Source organism: Allobosea sp. OK403, assembly GCF_900113835.1.
GTDB lineage: Bacteria > Pseudomonadota > Alphaproteobacteria > Rhizobiales > Beijerinckiaceae > Allobosea.
Window position 1 is genome coordinate 50,207 of sequence record NZ_FOQV01000011.1, and the last position, 20,899, is coordinate 71,105.

The following is a 20,899-nucleotide window of genomic DNA, read 5'->3' on the forward strand; positions in this document are numbered from 1 at the left end:
CTCGCGCTTACTCGAAGCGTCCGCTGGCATGCGCCAGCATCGTGTAGACCTTGCCCGTCTCGGAGGTCAGGTAGGTCTTGGCCACCATCGAGTCGCGATCGTCCTTGGCCGCCTCGCCGAGCAGGCGCTCGAACTCGTCGATATAGCGGTCGACCGTCTCCTTGAACTCGGTGTCGCGGCGGTATTTGCGCCGGATCTCGTCGAAGGTCTGCTGGCCCTGCAACGTGTAGAGCCGGCGCGTGAAGACGTTGCGCTCGCCGCGCTTGTAGCGGTCCCACAACTCGACAGCCGCTTCGTGGTCGATCATCCGGGCGATGTCGACGGAGAGCGAATCGAGCTTCTCGATCGAATGCGCGGTCGGCTTGCTGGCCTCGCTGGGCTGCTCCTCGCGCGAGGCGCGGTTGAGCAGGTCGGAGAGCCAGCCCGCCTTCGCCGGCGGCTGGACCTCCGGCTGCGGCGCCGCGCTGCGTCGCGGCGCCTCCTCGGCAGGGGCGGGGCGGGGCACCGGTGTCGGCTTGGGAGCCTCGACCCGCGCTTCGCTGCGGGCAGGCTGCTGGGGCGCCGCGTCGAAGGAAGGCCGCAATTGCGGCGGCTCGCTGACCGCGGGCAGGCGTGTCTGCGTCACGGTCGTATAGGCCGGCGCCGTCACCGTCTGCACCGGGGCGGCGCGACGGGCTGGAGCCTCGGCGGGGAGGGTGACGTCGTTGCGCCGACCCGATTTGGTGACGATCTCGGTCAGCTCGTTCAGCGCCTTGATCTGCTCGGAGACGACGCGGCGCATGGCGGCGGTCGATTCCTGCGTCTCGCGGGGCAGATCCAGCACACCGCGCGAGAGCTCGGCGCGCGTCGCTTCCAGCTCGCGCTTGATGTCGGCTGTGACGGAGCGCATGTCCTGGGCCGCGCCCTGGAAGCGTTCGGTCACCTTGGCGAGCTCGCCGCCGACCTCGTTGGTGACCTGCTCATAAGCCGAGCGCAGCGCATGGGCGGTGCGTTCGCGCTCCTTGCCGGTCGTGGCGCGGATCAGCTCGAACTGCTGCGTCAGCGCGGTGGCTGTGGCTTCGGCCGAGTCGCTCAGCACGCCGCCGATCTGGCGCGCGCGCGCCTCGGCCGAGTTCAGCGAATCGTCGATCAGGGCGGCAAAGGAGCGCGTGATCGATTCCACGTCGTCGGTGCGGGTGGCAATCAGCCCATGCAGCTCCTCCAGCGTGTCCTTGCGATCGGAGAGGGCCTTGCCGACGCGGGCCTCGACCTGCTCCAGCCGTGTCGCGACGGCGTGAAGCGCGGCAGCGCTCGCCTGCGTCGCCTCGGTCAGCGAGGCGCCCTTGTCATCGAGCTGGCCGACGAGCGCGGTGGTCTGCCGCAGCGTGCCCTCGGAGAAGGTCTTCAGTTCGGAGACCTGGGCCGCGACCTGCTCGGAAGCGCGCCCGGTCTCCTCCATCACCGTGGCGACAACGCTCTGCAATTCGCCGACGCGGGCCGAGAGGCTGCCTTCGACGGCGCCGAGGTTCTTGTTCGCCCCGGTCACGATCTGCTGCATCAGCTTGTTGGCCTCGCCGAGGCGTCCCAGCATGCCGCCGAGTTCGTCGCGCAGCTGCTCATTGGTGCTGACGAGCGTGTCGACCGACTGGCGCGTGCCGGATTCCAGCGTCTCGCGCAGGCCGCTGGACGAGGCGTCGAGCGCGCTCGTGATCTCGGCGCCGCGATCGCGCAGCCCCTCGATGATCGAGGTGCCGCGGCTCTCGATGGCGCGCACCACGGTCTGGCCGACATTGGCGACTTCGCCGGCGATGGCCTCGCCGCGCTGGCTCAGCGCGCCGAGCATGCCGCCGCCGGTCTCGTCGAACATGACGCGCAATTCGTCGGCGCGGGTGCCGAGCGCGGCCGTGATCGCGTCCGACTTGGTCTGCAGCGTGTCGGCGAATTCGCGGCTGCGGACGTCGAGCGTGCCCGAGACGGTGTCGAGACGGTTGACGACCCGCTCCTCGAAGCGCGCCACGCTCTGGTCGAGCGTATCGGCGATCTGCAGGGCGCGGCCGCCCAGCGTCGCATTGATAGCATCGGCCTTGTCGCTGAGCGTGCGCGTCAGCGACTCGCTCTTGGAGGTCACGACCTCGCCGATCTCGTCTGCCTTGGCCGCGAGCGCGCGGGTGACCTCGCGGCCGCCCTCGGCAAGCACGCGCGCGATATCGACGGTGCGCTCGACCAGCGCCTCGTTGAGCGCGGTCGCCCGCGAACCGAGATTGCCGTCGATCCGCGCGATCAGCCCGTCGAGCGACTGCCCGATCTCGGCGCTCTTGGCGCTGGAGCGCTCCTCGAAGACCCGGATCTGGAGTTCCATCGCCTGGGCGGCCTCGGTCGTCCGCGCCGCCAGGAGCTCGGAGGCCTCGTTGGAGCGCGCCCCGACCTTGTCGGCGAGCGCCTGGCCCTCCTGGGTGAGCAGGCGCTCGACCTGGGCGAGGCGCGTGGTCACGGTGTCGGTGAAGCCGCGGGCATTGTCGGCGAGCCTTGAGGCAAGCGCGCCGCCCTGGTTGAGCACGATATCCTCGAAGGCTGCGAGCCGTGCGCCGAGACCGTCCGTGATCTCGCGGCCCTGCGCGTCGAAGAGCTGGATCAGCGCGTCATGCTTGCCGGCGAGCGCCTCATTGAGCGCCTGCGAGCGGCTTTCGACCGAGCGCAGCATCGATTCGGCGTTGGCGGCGAGCGCCTCGTTGACGCGTCCACCCTGCTGCGTGAGGGCCAGCACGATCTCGCGGCCGGTGCCGGCGAGCAGGGTCCGGGCATCCTCGGCATGGATGGTGAAGGTGTCGCGCAGGGTTTGCGTGGCCTCGGTGACACGCTCGGCAACATGGCGACCGTCGACATTGATGGTCTCGGTCAAGGTGCGGGTGGCGTCCGTCATGCGGCGGGCCAGATCCTCGCTCTGCTCGCCGAGCAGGCCGTGGACCTCGCGGCCGGTCGCGACGAGATCGCGGACCATCGCCTCACGCTGCCCGCCCAGGAGCGCGCCGACCTGGTCGCCGGTCTCGCCCAGTCTGGTGAGGAAGCCGTTCTGCTGCTCATCGAGCGCGGCACGAGCGCCGTCGGTCGCCTGCTTGACACGTTCAGTCAGCGCCGCCGCCTGCTCGTCGAGCTGGCGGTTCACGGAATCGCCGGTCTCACCGAGCCTGGTGATCAGGGCGCTGCTGCGCTCGGCCAGCACGCCATGCACGGAGCGGCCGACATCGGTGATGCGCATCACCAGGGCCTGGCTCTCATTGCCGAGCAGGTCCTTGATCTCAAGCCCGGCCTGCGAAACCTTGACGGTCATCGCGCCAGCCTGCTCGTCGAGCAGCGCGCTGACGCGCGAGCCCGTCTCCGACAGGCCCGAGATCAGGGCGGCGCTCTGCGTGCCGATCAGGCCGTGAAGCTGCTCGCCCGCCAGGCCGAGGCGCTCGACCAGTGCGTCGCCATGCTTGCCGACAAGGACGTCGATCTCCTGCGTGGCCTGTCCGAGCCGCGAGACGAGGAACTGGGTGCGCGCCTCGAGCAGGCTGTCGACATCCTGTCCCGCGCCGGAAACGCGCGATACGAGCGCTTCGCTGCGGCTGTCGAGCAGCCTGGCGGTCTCGCCGCCGGCATTGGAGACGCGCGTGACGAGAGCGTCGCTCTGCTCGTTCATCAGCGCGACGACATCCTTGCCCGCGCCGGACACAAGCGAGACCAGGGCTTCGCTTTGAGCCGCGAGCAGCCCATGCACCTCCTGGCCTGCGCCAGTGACGCGCGAGACCAGGGTCTCGCTTTGAGCCGCGAGCAGTCCCTGCACCTCCTGGCCTGCACCGGTGACGCGCGAGACCAAGGTCTCGCTATGGCCATCGAGCAGCCTGACGGCCTCGTTGCCGGCGCCTGAAACGCGCGAGACCAGGGCCTCGCTATGGCCATCGAGCAGCCTGACGGCCTCATTGCCGGCGCCCGAAACGCGCGAGACCAGCTTGTCCGCCTGGCCGTCGAGCAATGCGTGGACGGTCTCGCCGGTTTCCGCCAGGCGCGTCACCAGGTTGCCGCCCTGTTCGGTGAAGAGCCCGTGGACGGAGGCGCCGACCTCGGTGATACGCGAGGTCAGGTCCTGGCCATGGCGGCTGACGGTCTCGCCGATCGACTTTCCGGCCTCGTCGACGCGCAGGATGATGGCGTCGCTGCGCTCGCGCAGCACGTCGTCGACCGTCCGTGCCGTGTCGTTCAGGCGCGTCACCAGGGTCTCGCCCTGGGTGCCGATCAGGCTGTTCACGCTCTCGCCGATCTCGAGCAGGCGCGAGGCGATATGTTCGTTCTGGCGGCTGAGCAGGCCGTGGACGCCGCGTCCGACCTCGGCAAGACGCGTCGTGACGCTCTCGCCCTCCTCGGAGAGCGAGGCGCGCAAGGTTTCGCCGGTTTCCGCGAGCTTGGCGCCCAGCGCCTCGCTCTGCCCCTCGATCAGCGCGATCATGCCGCGGCTGGAGGTTTCGAAACGCTCGGCGACATCGGCGCCGCGGGTGGAGATTTCCTTGGCGAGGCCCTCGCCGGTGAGGCGCAGCGTCTCGTTGACGGTCTCGGCGCGCTGGGCCAGCGAATCGACGACCTGCGTGCCGGTCTCGCTGATGGCGCGGGTCACGTCCTTGGCGCCCGTGGTCAGGCCCTCGGTGAGGATGGCGCCGGTGCGTTCCAGCGAGGTCGCGATCTCCTGGGCACGGCCATCGAGCAGCGTCGACAGGTTGTCGCTGGCTCCAGCCAGCCGCTCGCTGACCTCGCCGGAGGTGATCTGCAGGCGCTCGACGAGGTCGTTGCCGCGGCCGCTGATCTCGTCGACCATGCGTTCGCCGGCGCGTCCCAGCGCCAGCGTGATCTGGTCGCCCTTTTCGCCAAGCGAGCCGGTGACCCTGTCGCCGGCCTGGGTGACGGCCTCGGCGATGACGCGGCTGGCGTTGTCGAGGTCCTTGGACAGGCTCTCATGGGCGCCGCTGATGGCGAATTTCACACGCTCGGCATTGCCGACGACCGCTTCGCGCTGCGTCACGAGTTCGTCGATCAGCGAGCGCAGCCGGATCTCGTTATCGGCATAGGCGCGTTCCAGCGTGGCGATCTCGCCGCGCACGATCGTCTCCAGCTCGCCGGCGCGCGCGACGGCGCGCTCGATGCCGTCACCCATCGCGGCGACTTCGCGGCGGATAGTCTGGCTGAGCGAGAGGATGGAATCGGCGCCGACGATCTCGGGCTCGGCCAGCCGCAGGGCGACTTCGGTCATGGCGCGCGAGACGAGGCGCATCTCCTGGGTGCGCCGGTATAGCGCCGCCAGGACGAAGAAGAAGATCACGGGCGCGCCGGCGAAGAGCGCCAGCAGCGTCCACTCGCCGATACCGAAGGCGGTGAGACGCTCGGAGAGGCCGTTGGAGAGGGTGCCGTAGCGGCTGACCAGCAGGAAGAAGGCGCCGCCGAGCCAGCCGAGCGAGGCGAGCGCAGCAAACCAGTAGGGACGCAAGGAGGGGCGGGCGGAGAAGGCCTGGACCAGCGAGCTCGAATCGCGCCTGTCGTCATTGGCGACGCGGCTCGTATCGGGCGCGATCAGCGGGCGCTGCGTCGATGGCGGCGCAGGTGCAGCCTGCTGCGGCTGGGCGGGCGCAGCGGCTTCGACGCGGGGAAGCTCGATCTTCAGATCAGTATCGGCAGTCATGGGCAGCTTGGGCTCGGCTGCCGTGCCGGTCTCGGCGTCGTCTTTCGGCTGGTCCAGCCGCAGCGCCTCCTCGATCGCCGACATCGCGGCCTCGGTCGGGTCTTGGAGCTTTTTTTGCCGGGTCATGCTTGCCGCCTCGCTACGCCACTGCCGATGGGCGCCCGCTCGTGCCTTCGCCGCGATTGAGAGCCGCCTCTGGCTCTCTCGCTACGGAAGGACACTGCGCCCATCATTTACCAGTTGTGAAGGGTAGTGGACGCACCTGGTGATGGAAACCCATTTGAGTGGCTGATTCACAAACGTCGTTAACGCCTCGTTCACTATGATGGCGCTTGTTAATGCCTAGAACCGCCGCATCTGCGGCTCTCCAAACGTCATCGCCTCGAGCCTGAAATGCCCCAGACCGCCATCGATCTTGTTCATCTCGCCCGACAGAGCGGCGGCGATCATGCGCTGGAGCGCGAGCTTCTCGCCCTCTTCGCGCAGCAATGCGTCCGCCATCTGCGCACCATCCATGCCGGCGCCGACGCCCAGACCCGGATGGACGCAGCCCACACCCTGAAGGGCGCGGCCCGCGCCATCGGAGCCTGGCAGGTCGCCGATGCGGCCGACGCGATCGAGCAGCATTTGGCCGAGCCGGATTCTCGCCGGACGGAAACGGCGATGGACGCGCTGGCCCTGGCCGCCGCGGAGGCGCGCGCCGCGATCTCGCGGCTCGATTGCGCGGCCTGAGCGGCGCCAAATCCTGAGTGGCGCCAGAGCCGTTTGCGATCCGATTGGATCGTTCAACCGCTCCGGCTTAAATTTTTAAGCGTTTTCTTCACGCGAACCGGTGCCCACTTCGCTCGAAAACGCTCCGGCTCCTTTCCGCTCCCGTTGGAAAAGTCCTTTCCTCGACGATTGGAAATGCTCTAAGCGGAGCGCGTCATTCGCCCGCCGGAGTTCATGATGCCCAAGATCACCTTCATCGACGCTCAAGGGGAAAGCCGGACCGTCGAGGGCGAGACCGGCTCCACCGTGATGGAAGTCGCCGTGCGCAACGGCATTCCAGGCATCGAGGCCGAATGCGGCGGCGCCTGCGCCTGCGCCACCTGCCATGTCTATGTCGACGACGCCTGGGCCGCCAAGACGGGCCACCCGGAATCGATGGAGGAGGACATGCTCGATTTCGCCTTCGACGTGCGCCCGACCTCGCGGCTGTCCTGCCAGATCAGGGTCAAGGACGATCTCGACGGATTGATCGTCCGTACGCCGGCCCGGCAGGGCTGACTCTTCGGCTCATTCCGCGGCGACGGGAACGGCCCGCGCCATCAAGGTCTCGTTGCCAGGCGCGGGATGGCGCGGCACGAGGAAGGCGAGCGAGAGCGACACGGTCGCGACGCCTGCGCCGATGATGAAGACGATCGCCGGATCGTAGATCCAGATCAGCCCGAAGGTCACCGGCAGGAAGACCGCCGCGATGTGGTTGATGGTGAAGGCGACCGCCGAGGTCGGCGCGATGTCGGCGGGATCGGCGATCTTCTGGAAATAGGTTCGCTGGGCCAGCATCAGCGTGGTGAAGATGCCGTCGATGACGAAGAGAGAGCCGGCGACGATATAACCCAGTTCGGCGAAATGCCCGCGGCTTGCCAGCGCATAGCCGACGAAGACCGCGACCAGCGAGACATTCTCCATCTGGATCGTGGCGCGCTCGCCAACCCGCCCGATGAGCTTGCCGAGCATCGGCCCCATGAAGGTGTTGATGCCATAGGTCGCCAGCAGCAGCGTCGCCGTGGCCGAGACATCGTAGCCGAAGCGTTCGACCAGCAGGAAGCCGCCGAACGCCATGAAGATCTGCCGGCGTGCGCCCGACATGAAGGTCAGTGCATAATAGAGCCAGTAGCGCTTGCGCAGCACGAAGCCCTTGTTCTGCGGAACCGTGCCCTGAAAGCGCGGAAACAGCAGCCAGACCGCCAGCGCCAACGTCGCCGTGGCGAGGCCCGCGACCATGAAGACGGCGACATAGCCCGGCTGGAAAACCCGCCAGACCACGGCGATCGACCCGAAGGCGAGGAGCTGCGCCATCGCAGACGCGCCGGCGACCTTGCCGAGCAGCCGCGGCGCCTCCGCTTTCGGCAGGAGCTGGAGCTGGAGCGATTGCTGCGAGGTCTCGTAATAGTGGAAGCCGAGCGACATCACCGTCGTGGTCAGCAGCAGGCCTCCCAGCGTCGGATGGAAGCCGGTGATGGCGATGCCGATGCCGAGCGTCACGAGGCTGAGATAGGCCAGCATCTGCTCGCGCATGATCCAGAACAGGATGATGGCGGTGAAGGCGAGGAAGCCCGGAATCTCGCGCACCGACTGCAGGATGCCGATATCCTGGCCGGTGAAGCCGGCGGCTTCCTTGGAGAAATTATTGATCAGGGCGTTCCAGCTGGCAAAGCCGAGCCAGTTCACAAAGGCCAGCACCATCAGGAAGGCTGTTGGGGACTGCAGGAGCATCCTGAAGCCGCGCGGGGTGGAAGGAGCGTCGGTCATCGGAGGGCCTGGCAAAGAGGAACAGCTGGCAAGAGGAGCGGCGGGAGGCGCCATTGCTGGCTTCGCAAGCTGCAGCTGGCGCGCCGCGGTACTCTTAGGGCCAGGCGTGGGAGCGTCAATTCCGTTCCGTCATGGCGTCCATGCACATGCGTGGTTCGCCGCGGATCGTGGTATGATGCTCTTGCGAAAGCAGGACGTCACGACGCCAACAGCCAGGAGGATGCGATGTACAAATCGATTCTGGTTCCTGTCGATCTCGCCGAGGCCGATTTGGCCGATCCCGCGATCGCTGCGGCTGTCGCCTTCGCCGAAACCTCCGGCGGCACCGTCAGGCTGGTCTACGTCCGGTCGCTCGTGCCGATCACCTATATGGAATTCGTGCCGGCCGATTTCGATTCCGAGCAACAGAGCGACGCCGAGGCGAAGCTTGCAGCCATTGCCGCCGCCATCCCGCTGCCGCCTGAGAGGGTCTCGGCCAAGGTGCTGGTCGGCTCCGTCCATGGCGAAGTGCTGGCCGAGGCCGACGCCAGCGGAGCCGATCTGATCGTCATCGGCTCGCATGAGCCCGGCATCTTGGCCTATGTCATCGGCTCCAACGCCTCGACCATCGTCAGGCGGGCGAAATGCTCTGTCCTGGTCGTGCGGTAGGCTTCACGCCTGGACGCGACCCGGCACCAGTTCGTCGGGCACCTCGCCGCTCGTCAGGTCGCGCGGCCGGTTCAGCCTGATCATCGGTCCCACCTGCCAATACGAGGCTGCCGCCAGCACCACTCCGAGCCAGCCGGCCGCATAAGCGCCCTGCTGGAAGGCGCGCGCGGTGAAATAGGCCAGCATCAGCAGGGACAGTCCGCCGACGAGGGCAAGCGCCAGCCAGAGCGCGAAGGGCTTGCCGGCGACGAAGCTGGCCTTGGGGTTGGCGCGCTGGACCTCGCGTGCGAGCGCCGCGACGAAGGCGTGGTAGCCGGCATCGTCACGCTCGACATCGGTCAGCGAGCGCCAGGACAGGTTGCCGAAGGTGATGCTCTTGCCGTCGCTGAGGCGCAGCTGCGTCCTGTAGCCCTTCGAACTGATATTGCCGGGCGCGTAGAAGAAGCGGATCTGCTCGATGGCCGCCAGCCTGACGCGATCGACCTTGCGGGTGGTGTCGATCTCCAGCGTGTCGCCGTCGAGCCTGTAGGCGATCTCGAAGCCGATCGGCTTCGGGCGCTGGCGCCAGACCGGGGGAGGGGTGTCGTGGTCGGGGTGAGACTGCATGGCGGCGAGCCTTAGCGGCTTAGCGGACGCTTGTCGCCGGTCATGGAATCCGCGATTGATCTGCTCAGCCAAAGCGATCGAGATCAGACGAGGATGACGAGCGCTTTCGCATCTCACCCTTTGGAGGCGTCCATTTTCTCTGACAGCCAGATCTTCATCAGCGACTGATAGGGGACGTCCCGCTTGTTGGCGGCTATCTTGATACTTTCAAGCAGCGCATTGGGTAGCCGGATCGAAATCGACGTGGAGGATGGCTTCAGATTCGGAAACCGGACGGAGACAGCCTTGGTCCAGTCGACATAATCGGTGGAATCATGGGTCTCCCAGAAAGCGCGCTCTTCAGCCTCGCTCTGAAAGGTCGGGATCGGCTTAAACGTCTTGCCCATAATGCCTGCGCTCCCCATGATTCATGTCGCGAGCGGAAACAACGCGGATCAAGCTCGACCGGCGATCGAATGCCGGAACCTGACCATTCCAGCTAGCGCGCCAGCACCTTCATCGCCCCATCCAGCCCGTCCAGCGTCAGCGGAAACATGCGACCGGCCATCAGCCCGCCGATCTGGCGGATCGACTGGGTATAGCCCCAGAGATGCTGCTGTACCGGGTTGAGCCAGACCGATTTCTGGAACCGTCCCGTCAATCGTTCCATCCAGACCTGGCCCGCCTCCTCGTTCCAATGCTCGACCGAGCCGCCCGGCATCGCGATCTCATAGGGGCTCATCGAGGCGTCGCCGACGAAGACGACGCGGTAATCGGCCGGATAGGTCCGCAGGATGTCCCAGGTCGGAATGACCTGATCGTACCGGCGGCGATTCTCGCGCCAGACCCGCTCATAGGGGCAGTTGTGGAAGTAGAAATGCTCGAAATGCTTGAATTCGGCGCGGGCCGCGGAAAACAGCTCCTCGGCCAGTTCGACATGCCAGTCCATCGAGCCGCCGACATCGAGGAAGAGCAGCACCTTCACGGCGTTGCGCCGCTCGGGCCGCAATTTCACGTCGAGATAGCCGTGCCGCGCGGTCTCGGAGATCGTCGAGTCGAGGTCAAGCTCCTCGGCCGCGCCGGTGCGGGCAAATTTGCGCAGGCGGCGCAGCGCGATGCGCAGATTGCGCACGCCAAGCTCGCGGGTGTCGTCGAAATCCTTGAACTCGCGCTTGTCCCAGACCTTCACCGCCCGGAAATTGCGGTTCTTGTCCTGGCCGATGCGCACGCCTTCGGGATTGTAGCCATAGGCGCCATAGGGCGAGGTGCCGGCGGTGCCGATCCATTTCGAGCCGCCCTGATGTCGGCCCTTCTGCTCGGCGAGCCGCTGCTTCAGCGTCTCCCAGAGCTTCTCCCAGCCGAGCGCCTCGAGCTGCGCCTTCTCTTCGTCGGTGAGGTATTTCTCGGCGAGCTTGCGCAGCCACTCCTCGGGGATGCCGGCCTGCTCGATGGCCTGGCCCAGCGTCTCCATACCCTTGAAGACCTGGGCGAAGACCTGATCGAAGCGGTCGAGATGGCGCTCATCCTTCACCAGGCAGGTCCGGGCGAGGTAGTAGAATTCCTCGACGCGGTGCTCGGCGAGGTCGGCCTCGACGCCTTCCAGCAGCGCCAGGTACTCCCGCAGCGTGACGGGAACCTTGTTGGCGCGCAGCTCTGTGAACAGGCGGAGGAACATCAGGCTAATGTGCGGGGCCAGGGCCTGCGGTCAAGCCGCTCTTGCGCACATCCTGCTGTGGTCGTTTCAGAGCCGGATGATTTCAGATGGCGCGGGGAACCCTTGCCGTGAGGAGAGGGCAGGGTGAGGGGCGGCCGTTTGATATTTTGGCCGCGACCTGGCCGCTGCTCCATCGTCATTGCGAGCGCAGCGAAGCAAACCAGGAGACGTAGAGCGAGCCCTCCTGGATTGCTTCGCTGCGCTCGCAATGACGGGAAGGTCTCACGCAGCGGCTAGCACCGTTCCCTCCGCCGTCATCCCGGGCTCAGGCGGCTGCGCCGCTTGTCCGGGATGACGGGGAGGGCAACGAGCAGAGCATTGCGCGAAAAACCGGGTACCGGTTTTTCGCGTGAGCAATACTCTCGATTTTTGGGATTACGCGACGGCGTCAGCGAGATCCTTGGTCACCTTGAACTTGACGACCGTCTTGGCCGGAACCTTGATCATCGCGCCGGTCGAGGGGTTGCGGGCCTCGCGGGCCTCGCGCTTGGCGGCCGAGAGCTTGCCAACTCCGCCCAGCGTGACGTCGTCGCCGGACTTCAGGGTCTTGGCGACGACCGCGCCCAGTGAGGCCAGGACGGCCGAGACGTCGGTCTTGGTCTTGCCGGTCTCTTCGGCGATGGCGGCGATCAGTTCATTCTTGGTCATGAATTCCTCCTTGAGAAGGGGGTTGTACAGCGTCGCGCAAGGCCGAGCGTTCGTACGGGGTTGCTCCCACGGATCGTTGCTCCCGCAATTTGCGGCGCGCGAAGGCGCCAGTTGGCACAGCTAAAATCGAAAGACGACAGCTGCGGCCGTAGATACGCACAGAAATCCGCTTCGTTCCGCTTTCCGTGCGGCTAATGTCGTACGATTCCGGCGCGGCAGTGGCGCGATTGACAAAACAGGGCTGGTTATTTCAAGCTTAAAATAATTCGACGGGCAGGGGCGGGCAGGCATGAAAGTGATCATCGTCGGGGGCGGGATCGGTGGTTTGACGCTGGCGCTCATGCTGCATGCGCGGGGCTTCAAGCCGACCGTCTACGAGCAGTCCGGGGAGATCCGCGAGGTCGGCGTCGGCATCAACACCCTGCCGCACGCCATTCGCGAGCTCGCCGAGCTTGGGCTGCTGCCCGCTCTCGACGCCGTGGCCATCCGCACGCGCGAGCTGGTCTACATGAACCGCTTCGGCCAGACCGTCTGGCGCGAATTGCGCGGCCTGCATGCCGGCGCACCGGTGCCGCAATTCTCGATCCATCGCGGCCGCCTGCAGGGCGTGATCCGCGATGCGGTGGTGGCACGGCTCGGCCCGGACGCGCTGCGCACCGGCCGCCGCCTGCAGGGCTTCTCGCAGGATGAGGGCGGCGTCACCGCCCATTTCGCAGATTCCCGGCGCGGCGAGGGCGGCGAGACCGCCCGCGCCGATATCCTGATTGCCGCCGACGGCATCCACTCGGCCGTGCGCGGCCATTATTTCCCCGATCAGGGGCCGCCGCGCTGGAATGGCGTGCAGATGTGGCGCGGCGCCTGCGACTGGCCGCTCTTTCTCGATGGCGAGAGCATGATCATCGCCGGCGGCATGGCGGGGAAGCTGGTGCTCTACCCGATTGCATCAGGCGCGACGCCGCAGACGCGCCTGACCAACTGGGTCGTCAATATCCGTACCGGCGACCCGACCAAGCCGCCGCCGAAGGAGGCTTGGTCGAAGCCCGGTCGGCTCGAGGATGTGCTGCCCTTCGCGCGCCGCTTCAGCGTGCCCGGCGTCGATATCATGGCGCTGATCCAGGCCTCGCCCGGCTTCTGGGACTATCCGATGTGCGATCGCGACCCGCTGCCGCGCTGGACCCATGGCCGCGTCACGCTGCTCGGCGACGCCGCCCATCCGATGTATCCGGTCGGCTCGAACGGCGCCTCGCAGGCGATCCTCGATGCGCGCTGCCTCGCCGATCTGCTGGTTCGTGCCGAGCATCCGCGCCATGCGCTCGCCGCCTATGAGGCGGTGCGCCTGCCCGCCACCGCCGAGATCGTGGCGATGAACCGGGTCGGCGGCCCAGAGCGCGTCATCGATGCCGTCGAGGCTCTGGCGCCCAATGGCTTCGATGATGTCGAGCGCGTGCTGAGCTACGCCAAGCGCGAGGCGATCGTGAAATCCTATGCCGGGAAGGCCGGCTTTGCCGCCGAACAGCTGCTAAAGCGCGCCTGATCAGCCGAACTGACGCCGCTTTCGCATGGCGTCGAGCGAAATCGGCGCGACCGGCTGGCACTCCCCCGGCGTCAGGAAGGCGACGCCGACATCGTCTCCGCGACGCCAGCATTGCCGGACGCGGAGGCTCTCGTCCCCGCTGGCGATATCGATCTCGAATGTTCTCGGCAGCGCGATCCAGTCGCTCATGCGGACCAGCGCGCCGGTGTCCGACCAGTTGCGCAGGGTGCAGTCGAGCACCGACTGACGGCCGTTGAAGACGACGCTCGCGCCACGATGGACCCGGCTGCGCGGCGTTTGACGACGTTCAAGTGTCATGGCGCGGTTCCCTTCGCGGACGAGCCAGATATCGCCGGCTCGTGATCGCTTCCAAAAGTCGAGAGCATTGCGCGAACAGCTGCTGAAACGCGCCTGATCCGGTTCAGCCGGCTTCGGTGAGCTGGCGGATGCGGCTCTTGAGGCGGGCATTGTCCTGCTCGTACATCTTCAGCCGGCGCGCCATGTCGAGCGGCACCACACCCTGGCCTTCGGGCTGCGCCTCGAAGGCGATGCCGATGCGCCCGCCATCGCGCCAGCGCACCCGGGCGTTGTAGGAGCGTTGACGCTGGGCAATGTCGAGATCGAACGCGCCGGGCAGCGCCACAGCGTCGGAGAGCAGGAGCAGTGCGCCCTCGTCGGACAGGTTGCGGACGAGGCAATCCAGCGTCGAGCGCCGCTGGTTGAAGCAGACCGTGCCGCCCAGCAGGGTGCGCAGGCGCGGGTTCTTCCGGCGTTCCGTGGTCGTCATCGCAGGCTCTGATCCAGTCGCGTCGTCGTTGCGTATTGCAACCTGGACGCGATTATGGCGGAAGCCGCAACGAGGCGCAGCCTTAAGCTTTGCTTAACCTTAACGGAGCGCCTTTCGGGCGTTTCCGGACAGCGGTTGAGCTTCGATCTCGTGTTCCGGCGATGCCCAGGCATCATGACGTAGCTTCGGCGGGGCGCTGCCGCGTTTCGTTGGATCGGCGGTCGCGATGATGACGCAGAGTTGGTTCCGGTGCGTGCCGGATTCCGCATTGAGATCACCCCACGGCAACAATGCATTATTGTCGAAAGGCTTTTTATGGCGTGTTACGTCACTCTTAGCGGCAGTTCGATTTGGAGATGGGCAATGAAGATTTGGCTGGTGATCGGTGCGCTTCTTGGCGGCGCCGCTATAGCGCAGGCGCAGACCCCCGGTGATTGGGTGCTCGCACGCTTCAAGAACGGCAATTACTGGTTTCCAGGCGTCCTCCAGAGCGTTTCAGGCGATCGTCTCACAATTCAATATGATGATGGTGATCGCGAAACGCTCCCGCTCGCCAGCGTGCGTCCTTACAACTGGACGATCGGCAGCCGCGTCGAGTGCAACTTCAAGGGCGGCGGCAAGTGGTTTCCGGGCAAGATCACCTCTCTGGGCGGGACCGCGCTCGCGATCGATTATGACGATGGCGACAAGGAGCGCACCAAGACGGGGCTTTGCCGCTCAAGCTGAGGGCTTTCCTGAGCGTTTTTCACACGGCTTGAAGCGTCATTGCGAGGCGGCGCAGCCGGCGAAGCAATCCAGGGGCCTCACGCACTCCCCCTGGATTGCTTCGCTGCGCTCGCGATGACGGCTCGAGGTCAATGGACAAGCTGCTGACCTCGGTCCCGCCGCCGCTCACGCGCCTTCGGGCGGCGGCGGCAGGAAGTCGATCTCGTATTTCGCCGCCAAGGCCACGACCTCGGCCGGGTTCTGCTGCGGCATCGAATGGATCGCCCAGAACAGGTCGTAGAGTCGCCCGGTCGGCGCGACCCAGAACAGGCATTTCACCATCGCCTCGCTTTTGTTGAACAGCCCGTGCGGGACATTGCGCGGCAGGCGGATCAGGTCGCCGGCGGTGGCGAAGCTCTCCTGTCCGTCGAGCACGAGGTCGAGCCGGCCTTCGAGCAGATAGATGAACTCGTCCTGGGTCGGGTGGATATGGGGCGGCACGAAGGTGCCGGGCGGGAAGGTGGCATGCCAGGAGAACGAATCCTCGCTCAGCGTCTTGGGCACATAGGTCTGGCCCAGGATGTTCCACGAGATGGCATCGATGCCTTCATTGGCCTTGGTCACGCCGGCGGTCAGCGGTTTCATCGGGTGGTTCTCCTCTTCTGTCCTGATTCTGGCGGCCTAATTCTAAAACGCGATGTCATCCCGGGCGACCGAAGGGAGACCCGGGATCCATTCCTGACCCGTTCCGGAATGGATCCCGGCTCTGCGCTTCGCTTCGGCCGGGATGACGGCGAGGATACGCATCGCAAACCATGCCCGCAGTCACATCATCTCTCAAAAATGCAGGAAGCGGTCCTTGACCGCGCTGTCGCTGCGCAGCTCGTCGCTCGAGCCGCGCCAGACGATGCGGCCCTTTTCCAGCACGACATGCCGGTCGGCGAATTTCGCTAGCGCGTCGACATTCTTGTCGATCACCAGAATGGATTCGCCCTCGGCCTTCAGCGCCGTCAGGCAGGACCAGATCTCCTGCCGAATGATCGGGGCGAGGCCCTCGGTCGCCTCGTCCAAGATGATCAGTTTGGGGTTGGTCATCAATGCCCGGCCGATCGCCAGCATCTGCTGCTCGCCGCCCGAAAGCTGGTTGCCGCGATTGGCGCGGCGCTCCCTGAGGCGTGGGAAGAAATCATAGATCCGCCCGATGTCCCAGCGCGCCTTGCCGAAGCGACTGGCTGCGGTGGCGATCAGGTTCTCCTCGACCGAGAGCGTCGGGAAGATCTGGCGGCCTTCCGGCACCAGCCCGATGCCGGCCTGCGCGATCCTGAACGGGGCGGCGCCGGTGAGGTCGCGGCCGGCCACGCTGATCCGCCCGGCCTTTGGCGGGATCAGGCCCATGATCGCGCGGATCGTCGTGGTCTTGCCCATGCCGTTGCGGCCGAGCAGGGTCACCACCTCGCCTTCGCCGATGGTGAGGTCGATCCCGAACAGGATCTGCGCCTCGCCATAGCCGGCATCCAGCGCTTCCACGATCAGCATGGCGCGGCGGCCCCTTCTGTCATTCCGGGGCGGCCCGCAGGGCCGAACCCGGAGCCCACGACCGGGTTCGGCGATCCGAAGGCGTCATGACGGGCGTACCCAGTCGTGGGTTCCGGGCTCATGCCTTCGGCATGCCCCGGAATGACAGGGGAGGGTCTGCGCGTCACCATCACCCCTCCTCGCCGAGATAGGCTTCGCGCACGGCGGGGTCGGCCCGCACCGTCGCCGGGTCGCCCGAGGCGATGACGCGGCCATAGACCAGCACGCTGACGGTGTCAGCGAGCGCGAACACGGCCTCCATGTCGTGCTCGACCAGGAGCATGGCGTAGCGCCCCTTGAGGCTCGCGAGCAACGAGATCAGGCGCTCGCCTTCCTCGCGGCCGACGCCGGCCAGCGGCTCGTCGAGTAGGATCGCGGCGGGCTCCAGCGTCAGCGCCATCGCGATCTCGAGCGCACGCTTTTCGCCATGGGAGAGGCGGCCGGCCAGCACATGGGCGCGCTCGGTGAGCCCGACGGCCTCGATCGCCACCCAGGCGGGCCGGTTCAGCGCCTCGTCGCGCGCCGCGTTGCGGAAGAGCGCAAGCGGGTGGCTGGCGCGCGCCTGCACGCTGAGCGCGACATTCTCCAGCACCGAGAGCGAGGCGATGGTCGAGGTGATCTGGAAGGTCCGGGCGAGGCCGGCGCGCGCCCGCTTCTCGGGCGTGAAGCCGGTGATCTCGGCGCCGCGAAAGCGGATGCTGCCGGCATCGGGCCGCAGCATGCCGGAAATCTGGTGGACGAGCGTGGTCTTGCCGGCGCCGTTGGGGCCGATCAGCGCGTGTAGTTCCCCGGGCGCGAGCGCAAGGTCGACCCCGTCGGTGACCTTGAGTGCCCCGAAGGCCTTCCTGACGCCGCTGAGCGCAAGCACCGGCTCAGTCATCGCGCCCGCCCCCAAATTTGCTTGCAAGCTTGCCGATGATGCCGACAAGGCCGCCGCGTGTGAACAGCACGAAGAGCACGATCAAGGGGCCGAAGATCACCCGCCAATGCTCGGTCCAGCTGGACAGCACGTCCTCGGCAAAGAGATAGGCCAGCGCCCCGATGATCGCGCCGTGCAAGCTGCCGACGCCGCCGAGCACCACCATGAAGATCAGCTCACCCGAGCGCTGCCAGGAGATGAAGGCGGGGCTGACGAAATCGGTCTGGTTGGCGAGGAGGAAGCCGGAGAGGCCCGCGATCATGCCCGAGATGACATAGGCGATCAGGCGGATCCGGCCGACATCGTAGCCGGTCACGGTGACCCGCGTCGCGTTCTCGCGTGCGGCGCGCAAGGCCCGGCCGAAGCGCGAGGCGACGATGGTGCTGATCAGCGCGTAGCAACCGGCGAGTGTCGTCAGCGTGACGTAGAAGAAGGATGTCCGGTTGGCGAAGAGCTTGAAGCCGGCGAGCGTGCTGCGCTCATAGAGCGTCAGTCCGTCATCGCCGCCATAGGCCGAGAGCGCCTGCGCCAGGAAATAGGCCATCTGGCCGAAGGCGAGCGTGATCATGATGAAGGCGACGCCGCGGGTCCGCAGCGAGACGGCGCCGGTGATCGCCGCAAAAAGCGCGCAGGCCGCGAGGATGACCGGCAGGATCAGCAGCGCCTCGCTGCGGCCCTCGGTGATCATGATCCCGGTGGCATAGGCGCCGATGCCGATGAAGGCGGCGTGGCCGAAGGAGACCAGCCCGCCGACGCCGAGGATGAGATCGAGCGAGAGCGCGGCGATGGCGAAGATCATCGCGCGCGTCACCAGCGTCAGCCAATGCGCGGGCAGGCCGAGCGAGACCGCAAGCGGCATGGCGGCCAGCGCCAGGAACAGCACGATGGCGACGACCGGCCGCCGGCGCGGCGGCGTGGCGGGCAGGGCAGCCTCGGCAAGGGTGGGCCGGATGGTGGCGAATTCGGCGCTCATGAGCGGCCCTTGGCCGGCAGCAGGCCCTCGGGCCGCACGAACAGCACGATCGCCATGACGAGATAGATCAGCATCGAGGAGAGCGCCGCTCCCGTAGCCCTTGCCGAGGGTGCGCTCATGAACAGGCGCAGCAGGTCGTTCATGAAGGAGCGGCCGAGCGTGTCGACGAGGCCGACGATCAAGGCGCCCACGAACGCCCCACGGATCGAGCCGATGCCGCCGACCACGATGACGACGAAGGCGAGGATCAGCACGGTATCGCCCATGCCGGGTTCGACCGAGAGGATGGGGGCCGCCATCGCGCCGGCAAAACCCGCGAGCATGGTCCCGAAGGCGAAGACGATCATGAACAGCTTGCGGATGTCGACGCCGAGCGCCGAGACCATCGAGGCGTTGGAGGCGCCGGCGCGCAGCAGCATGCCGGTGCGCGTCTTCTCGACGATGAACCAGAGCAACCCGCCGACCGCGAGCCCCGAGCCGATCAAGGCGAAGCGATAGACGGGGTAGAGGATGCCATCCATCAGCCTGATCGAACCGGTCAGGAATTCCGGCACCGGCACGGAGAGCGGGGCCGCACCCCAGAGCATCTTGACGCCCTGGTTCAGCAGCAGGATCAGCCCGAAGGTGGCGAGCACCTGGTCGAGATGGTCCCGCTCATAGAGATGGCGGAAGACCAGGAATTCGAGCGCGAGCCCGATCAGCAGCGCTGCCGCCAGCGCCAGCGCCAGGCCGAGCACGAAGCTGCCGGTGAGCCCGACGAAGGTCACGGCGAGATAGGCGCCGAGCATGTACTGCACGCCATGCGCCAGGTTGATGAAATCCATCACCCCGAAGACGAGCGTCAGCCCCGCCGCGACCAGGAACAGCAGGATGCCGAACTGGAGCCCGTTGAGGATCTGGACGATGAGGAGGCTGGTGGTCATGGGTAAGCCGCGACGATGCCGGAAGGGCGCGGGGAACCCTCTCCCGGAGGGAGAGGGCAGGGTGAGGGGTCGGCCGTTGGACCAGTCGGGTGGCCGTTGCCGTCATTGCGAGCGTAGCGAAGCAATCCAGGATGTCTCACGCTGCGGCTCTGGATTGCTTCGCTACGCTCGCAATGACGATGGAAGGGCCGGAGGGCGCGGCTATAGCGTCTAACGGCCGACCCCTCACCCCCAACCCCTCTCCCTACGGGAGAGGGGAGTCCGCGCGGAGCCTCATTTAAGCGCGCAATCCTTGGCATGCGGGTCGGCATAGTCCGTGAACACCTTCTGGGCGATCTCGGTCTGGAACTTGCCGTCCGGGCGCTTGGCGACCTTGACCAGGTAGAAGTCCTGGATCGGGTAGCCATTGGTGTTGAACTTGAACTTGCCGCGCAGCGAGGTGAAGTCGGCCTTCTTGATCGCGGCGCGCAGCTTGTCCTTGTCGGCGGTGCCCCCAGTCGCCTTGACGGCGGAGTCGATCAGCAGCGCGGCGTCATAGGCCTGCTGGGCATAGGAGCCCGGCACGATCTTGTAGGCCGCCTCATAGGCGCTGACGAAGGCCTTGGTCTGCGGATTGTCCATGTTCGGCGCCCAGGTCATGCCGCCGAACAGGCCGACCGCCGCGTCCTGCTGCGCCGGCAGCGTCGATTCATCGACGGTGAAGGCCGAGAGGAACGGGATCTTGCCCTGGAGGCCGGCCTGCGACCACTGCTTGACGAAGTTGACGCCGAGGCCGCCCGGCAGGAAGGCGAAGACGACATCGGGCTTGGTCGAGGCGATCTTGGCGAGGTCGGAGGCGAAGTCCATCGAGGTCAGGGGCGCATAGACCTCGTCGACGATCTCGCCCTTGAAGTAGTTCTTGAAGCCGGCGAGCGAGTCCTTACCGGCTTGGTAGTTCGGCGCGATGATATAGGCGCGCTTGTAGCCTTGGTCCTGCGCGTATTTGCCGAGCACTTCGTGGACCTGGTCGTTCTGGTAGGAGGTCACGAAGAAGTTCTGGTTGCAGGCCTTGCCGGCCATGGTCGAGGGGCCGGCATTGGGGCTGATCAGGAAGGCGCCGGAATCGAGCACGGGCTTGGCGATGGCGCCGAGGATGTTCGAGAACACCGGGCCGACGACGAAATCGACCTTGCCGCTGTCGACGAAGGCCTTGACCTTGCCGACCGCGACATCGGGCTTCAATTCGTCGTCGATGACGGTGATCTGCACCGGCAAACCGCCGAGCTTGCCGCCCTTCTGGTCGACCGCGAGCTGGAAGCCGTCGCGGACCTGCTGGCCGAGCGCGGCCGCGGGGCCGGTCAGCACGCTGACCACGCCGATCTTGATCGGCTCCTGCGCCTGGGCGCTGGCCGCACCGAGCGCGAGCAGGCCGACGCCGAGCGAGAACGCGAATTTGAGTGTCATGTCCGATGTCCTCCCGGGACGAACGAGAAAGCGACGGCGCGGCAGGGGACCCTCACCCTCTCCACCGCGCGACGAAGGCATATTGTTTCAAGCTTAAAATATCTGCAAGGGGCTCAAGGCGAAGAATTTTTGGGGGGCCGCCTCAGTGTCATTCCGGGGCGGCCCGCAGGGCCGAACCCGGAACCCACGACTGGGCGCGCTTTGTCCTCCAGCGTCATTCCTGCCCTTGTGGCGAGAATCCACGT

19 protein-coding genes are annotated in these 20,899 nt (G+C 66.5%); 5 read left to right on the forward strand and 14 right to left on the reverse strand.

Annotated features, from left to right (window positions below; all coding sequences use genetic code 11):
• Nucleotides 1–7 precede the first annotated feature (7 nt).
• Entirely contained in the window at nt 8–5,809 is a 5,802-nt protein-coding gene (locus BMZ97_RS25585; protein WP_092176570.1) for an apolipoprotein A-IV repeat region-like domain-containing protein, read from the reverse strand.
• Nucleotides 5,810–6,076: 267 nt separating this feature from the next.
• On the opposite strand from BMZ97_RS25585, the gene BMZ97_RS25590 reads away from it, so the two are divergent.
• Nucleotides 6,077–6,415, forward strand: coding sequence for an Hpt domain-containing protein (locus tag BMZ97_RS25590; RefSeq protein ID WP_092176573.1), 339 nt, complete (start codon nt 6,077–6,079; stop codon nt 6,413–6,415).
• A gap of 216 nt (nt 6,416–6,631) precedes the next feature.
• Nucleotides 6,632–6,952: a 2Fe-2S iron-sulfur cluster-binding protein gene (locus BMZ97_RS25595; RefSeq protein ID WP_092176838.1), complete on the forward strand. Its 321-nt coding sequence runs from the start codon at nt 6,632–6,634 to the stop codon at nt 6,950–6,952.
• 9 nt (nt 6,953–6,961) lie between these two features.
• Here BMZ97_RS25595 and BMZ97_RS25600 read toward each other — a convergent pair whose 3' ends face one another.
• Nucleotides 6,962–8,200, reverse strand: coding sequence for an MFS transporter (locus BMZ97_RS25600; RefSeq protein WP_210188331.1), 1,239 nt, complete (start codon nt 8,198–8,200; stop codon nt 6,962–6,964).
• Between the two features lie 225 nt (nt 8,201–8,425).
• On the opposite strand from BMZ97_RS25600, the gene BMZ97_RS25605 reads away from it, so the two are divergent.
• A complete protein-coding gene (locus BMZ97_RS25605) occupies nt 8,426–8,848 on the forward strand; it encodes a universal stress protein (protein ID WP_092176578.1) in 423 nt (140 codons plus the stop codon).
• 3 nt (nt 8,849–8,851) lie between these two features.
• On the opposite strand, the gene BMZ97_RS25610 is transcribed toward BMZ97_RS25605, so the two are convergent.
• The 4 genes from BMZ97_RS25610 to BMZ97_RS25625 all read right to left on the reverse strand — a co-directional run bounded on the left by BMZ97_RS25610 (nt 8,852) and on the right by BMZ97_RS25625 (nt 11,915).
• Nucleotides 8,852–9,454 (reverse strand): hypothetical protein, encoded by a 603-nt coding sequence (locus BMZ97_RS25610; protein WP_092176580.1) that lies wholly within the window; start codon nt 9,452–9,454, stop codon nt 8,852–8,854.
• Nucleotides 9,455–9,567: 113 nt separating this feature from the next.
• Nucleotides 9,568–9,840, reverse strand: a complete 273-nt coding sequence (locus tag BMZ97_RS25615; RefSeq protein ID WP_092176583.1) for a BrnA antitoxin family protein — start codon at nt 9,838–9,840, stop codon at nt 9,568–9,570.
• Between the two features lie 92 nt (nt 9,841–9,932).
• Complete coding sequence (locus BMZ97_RS25620) at nt 9,933–11,108, reverse strand: vWA domain-containing protein (protein WP_092176586.1); 1,176 nt, start codon at nt 11,106–11,108, stop codon at nt 9,933–9,935.
• Between the two features lie 414 nt (nt 11,109–11,522).
• Complete coding sequence (locus BMZ97_RS25625) at nt 11,523–11,915, reverse strand: HU family DNA-binding protein (RefSeq protein ID WP_348272132.1); 393 nt, start codon at nt 11,913–11,915, stop codon at nt 11,523–11,525.
• Between the two features lie 169 nt (nt 11,916–12,084).
• On the opposite strand from BMZ97_RS25625, the gene BMZ97_RS25630 reads away from it, so the two are divergent.
• Nucleotides 12,085–13,329, forward strand: coding sequence for a flavin-dependent oxidoreductase (locus tag BMZ97_RS25630; protein ID WP_092176591.1), 1,245 nt, complete (start codon nt 12,085–12,087; stop codon nt 13,327–13,329).
• Here BMZ97_RS25630 and BMZ97_RS25635 read toward each other — a convergent pair whose 3' ends face one another.
• Both BMZ97_RS25635 and BMZ97_RS25640 read right to left on the reverse strand, forming a co-directional pair.
• Nucleotides 13,330–13,647 carry a PilZ domain-containing protein gene (locus tag BMZ97_RS25635; protein WP_175525741.1) on the reverse strand — a complete coding sequence of 106 codons (318 nt, stop codon included), beginning with the start codon at nt 13,645–13,647 and terminating at the stop codon, nt 13,330–13,332. It lies immediately after the preceding gene.
• Between the two features lie 103 nt (nt 13,648–13,750).
• On the reverse strand, nt 13,751–14,116 hold the full coding sequence (locus tag BMZ97_RS25640; RefSeq protein ID WP_092176596.1) for a PilZ domain-containing protein: 366 nt from the start codon (nt 14,114–14,116) through the stop codon (nt 13,751–13,753).
• Nucleotides 14,117–14,365: 249 nt separating this feature from the next.
• Here BMZ97_RS25640 and BMZ97_RS25645 point away from each other — a divergent pair, with 249 nt between their 5' ends.
• Nucleotides 14,366–14,842: a tudor domain-containing protein gene (locus tag BMZ97_RS25645; protein ID WP_244546598.1), complete on the forward strand. Its 477-nt coding sequence runs from the start codon at nt 14,366–14,368 to the stop codon at nt 14,840–14,842.
• Between the two features lie 165 nt (nt 14,843–15,007).
• On the opposite strand, the gene BMZ97_RS25650 is transcribed toward BMZ97_RS25645, so the two are convergent.
• From BMZ97_RS25650 to BMZ97_RS25675, 6 genes are all read right to left on the reverse strand, one after another.
• Complete coding sequence (locus tag BMZ97_RS25650) at nt 15,008–15,466, reverse strand: cupin domain-containing protein (RefSeq protein ID WP_092176600.1); 459 nt, start codon at nt 15,464–15,466, stop codon at nt 15,008–15,010.
• Nucleotides 15,467–15,658: 192 nt separating this feature from the next.
• Nucleotides 15,659–16,357: an ABC transporter ATP-binding protein gene (locus tag BMZ97_RS25655; RefSeq protein ID WP_092176603.1), complete on the reverse strand. Its 699-nt coding sequence runs from the start codon at nt 16,355–16,357 to the stop codon at nt 15,659–15,661.
• A gap of 169 nt (nt 16,358–16,526) precedes the next feature.
• Nucleotides 16,527–17,276 carry an ABC transporter ATP-binding protein gene (locus BMZ97_RS25660; protein ID WP_092176841.1) on the reverse strand — a complete coding sequence of 250 codons (750 nt, stop codon included), beginning with the start codon at nt 17,274–17,276 and terminating at the stop codon, nt 16,527–16,529.
• Nucleotides 17,269–18,288, reverse strand: coding sequence for a branched-chain amino acid ABC transporter permease (locus BMZ97_RS25665; protein ID WP_092176605.1), 1,020 nt, complete (start codon nt 18,286–18,288; stop codon nt 17,269–17,271). Before BMZ97_RS25665 ends, BMZ97_RS25660 begins: the two co-directional genes overlap by 8 nt.
• Nucleotides 18,285–19,211 (reverse strand): branched-chain amino acid ABC transporter permease, encoded by a 927-nt coding sequence (locus BMZ97_RS25670; protein ID WP_092176608.1) that lies wholly within the window; start codon nt 19,209–19,211, stop codon nt 18,285–18,287. The genes BMZ97_RS25665 and BMZ97_RS25670 overlap by 4 nt, the downstream gene beginning before the upstream one ends.
• 273 nt (nt 19,212–19,484) lie before the next feature.
• Nucleotides 19,485–20,654 (reverse strand): ABC transporter substrate-binding protein, encoded by a 1,170-nt coding sequence (locus tag BMZ97_RS25675; RefSeq protein WP_092176611.1) that lies wholly within the window; start codon nt 20,652–20,654, stop codon nt 19,485–19,487.
• Between the last annotated feature and the right edge of the window lie 245 nt (nt 20,655–20,899).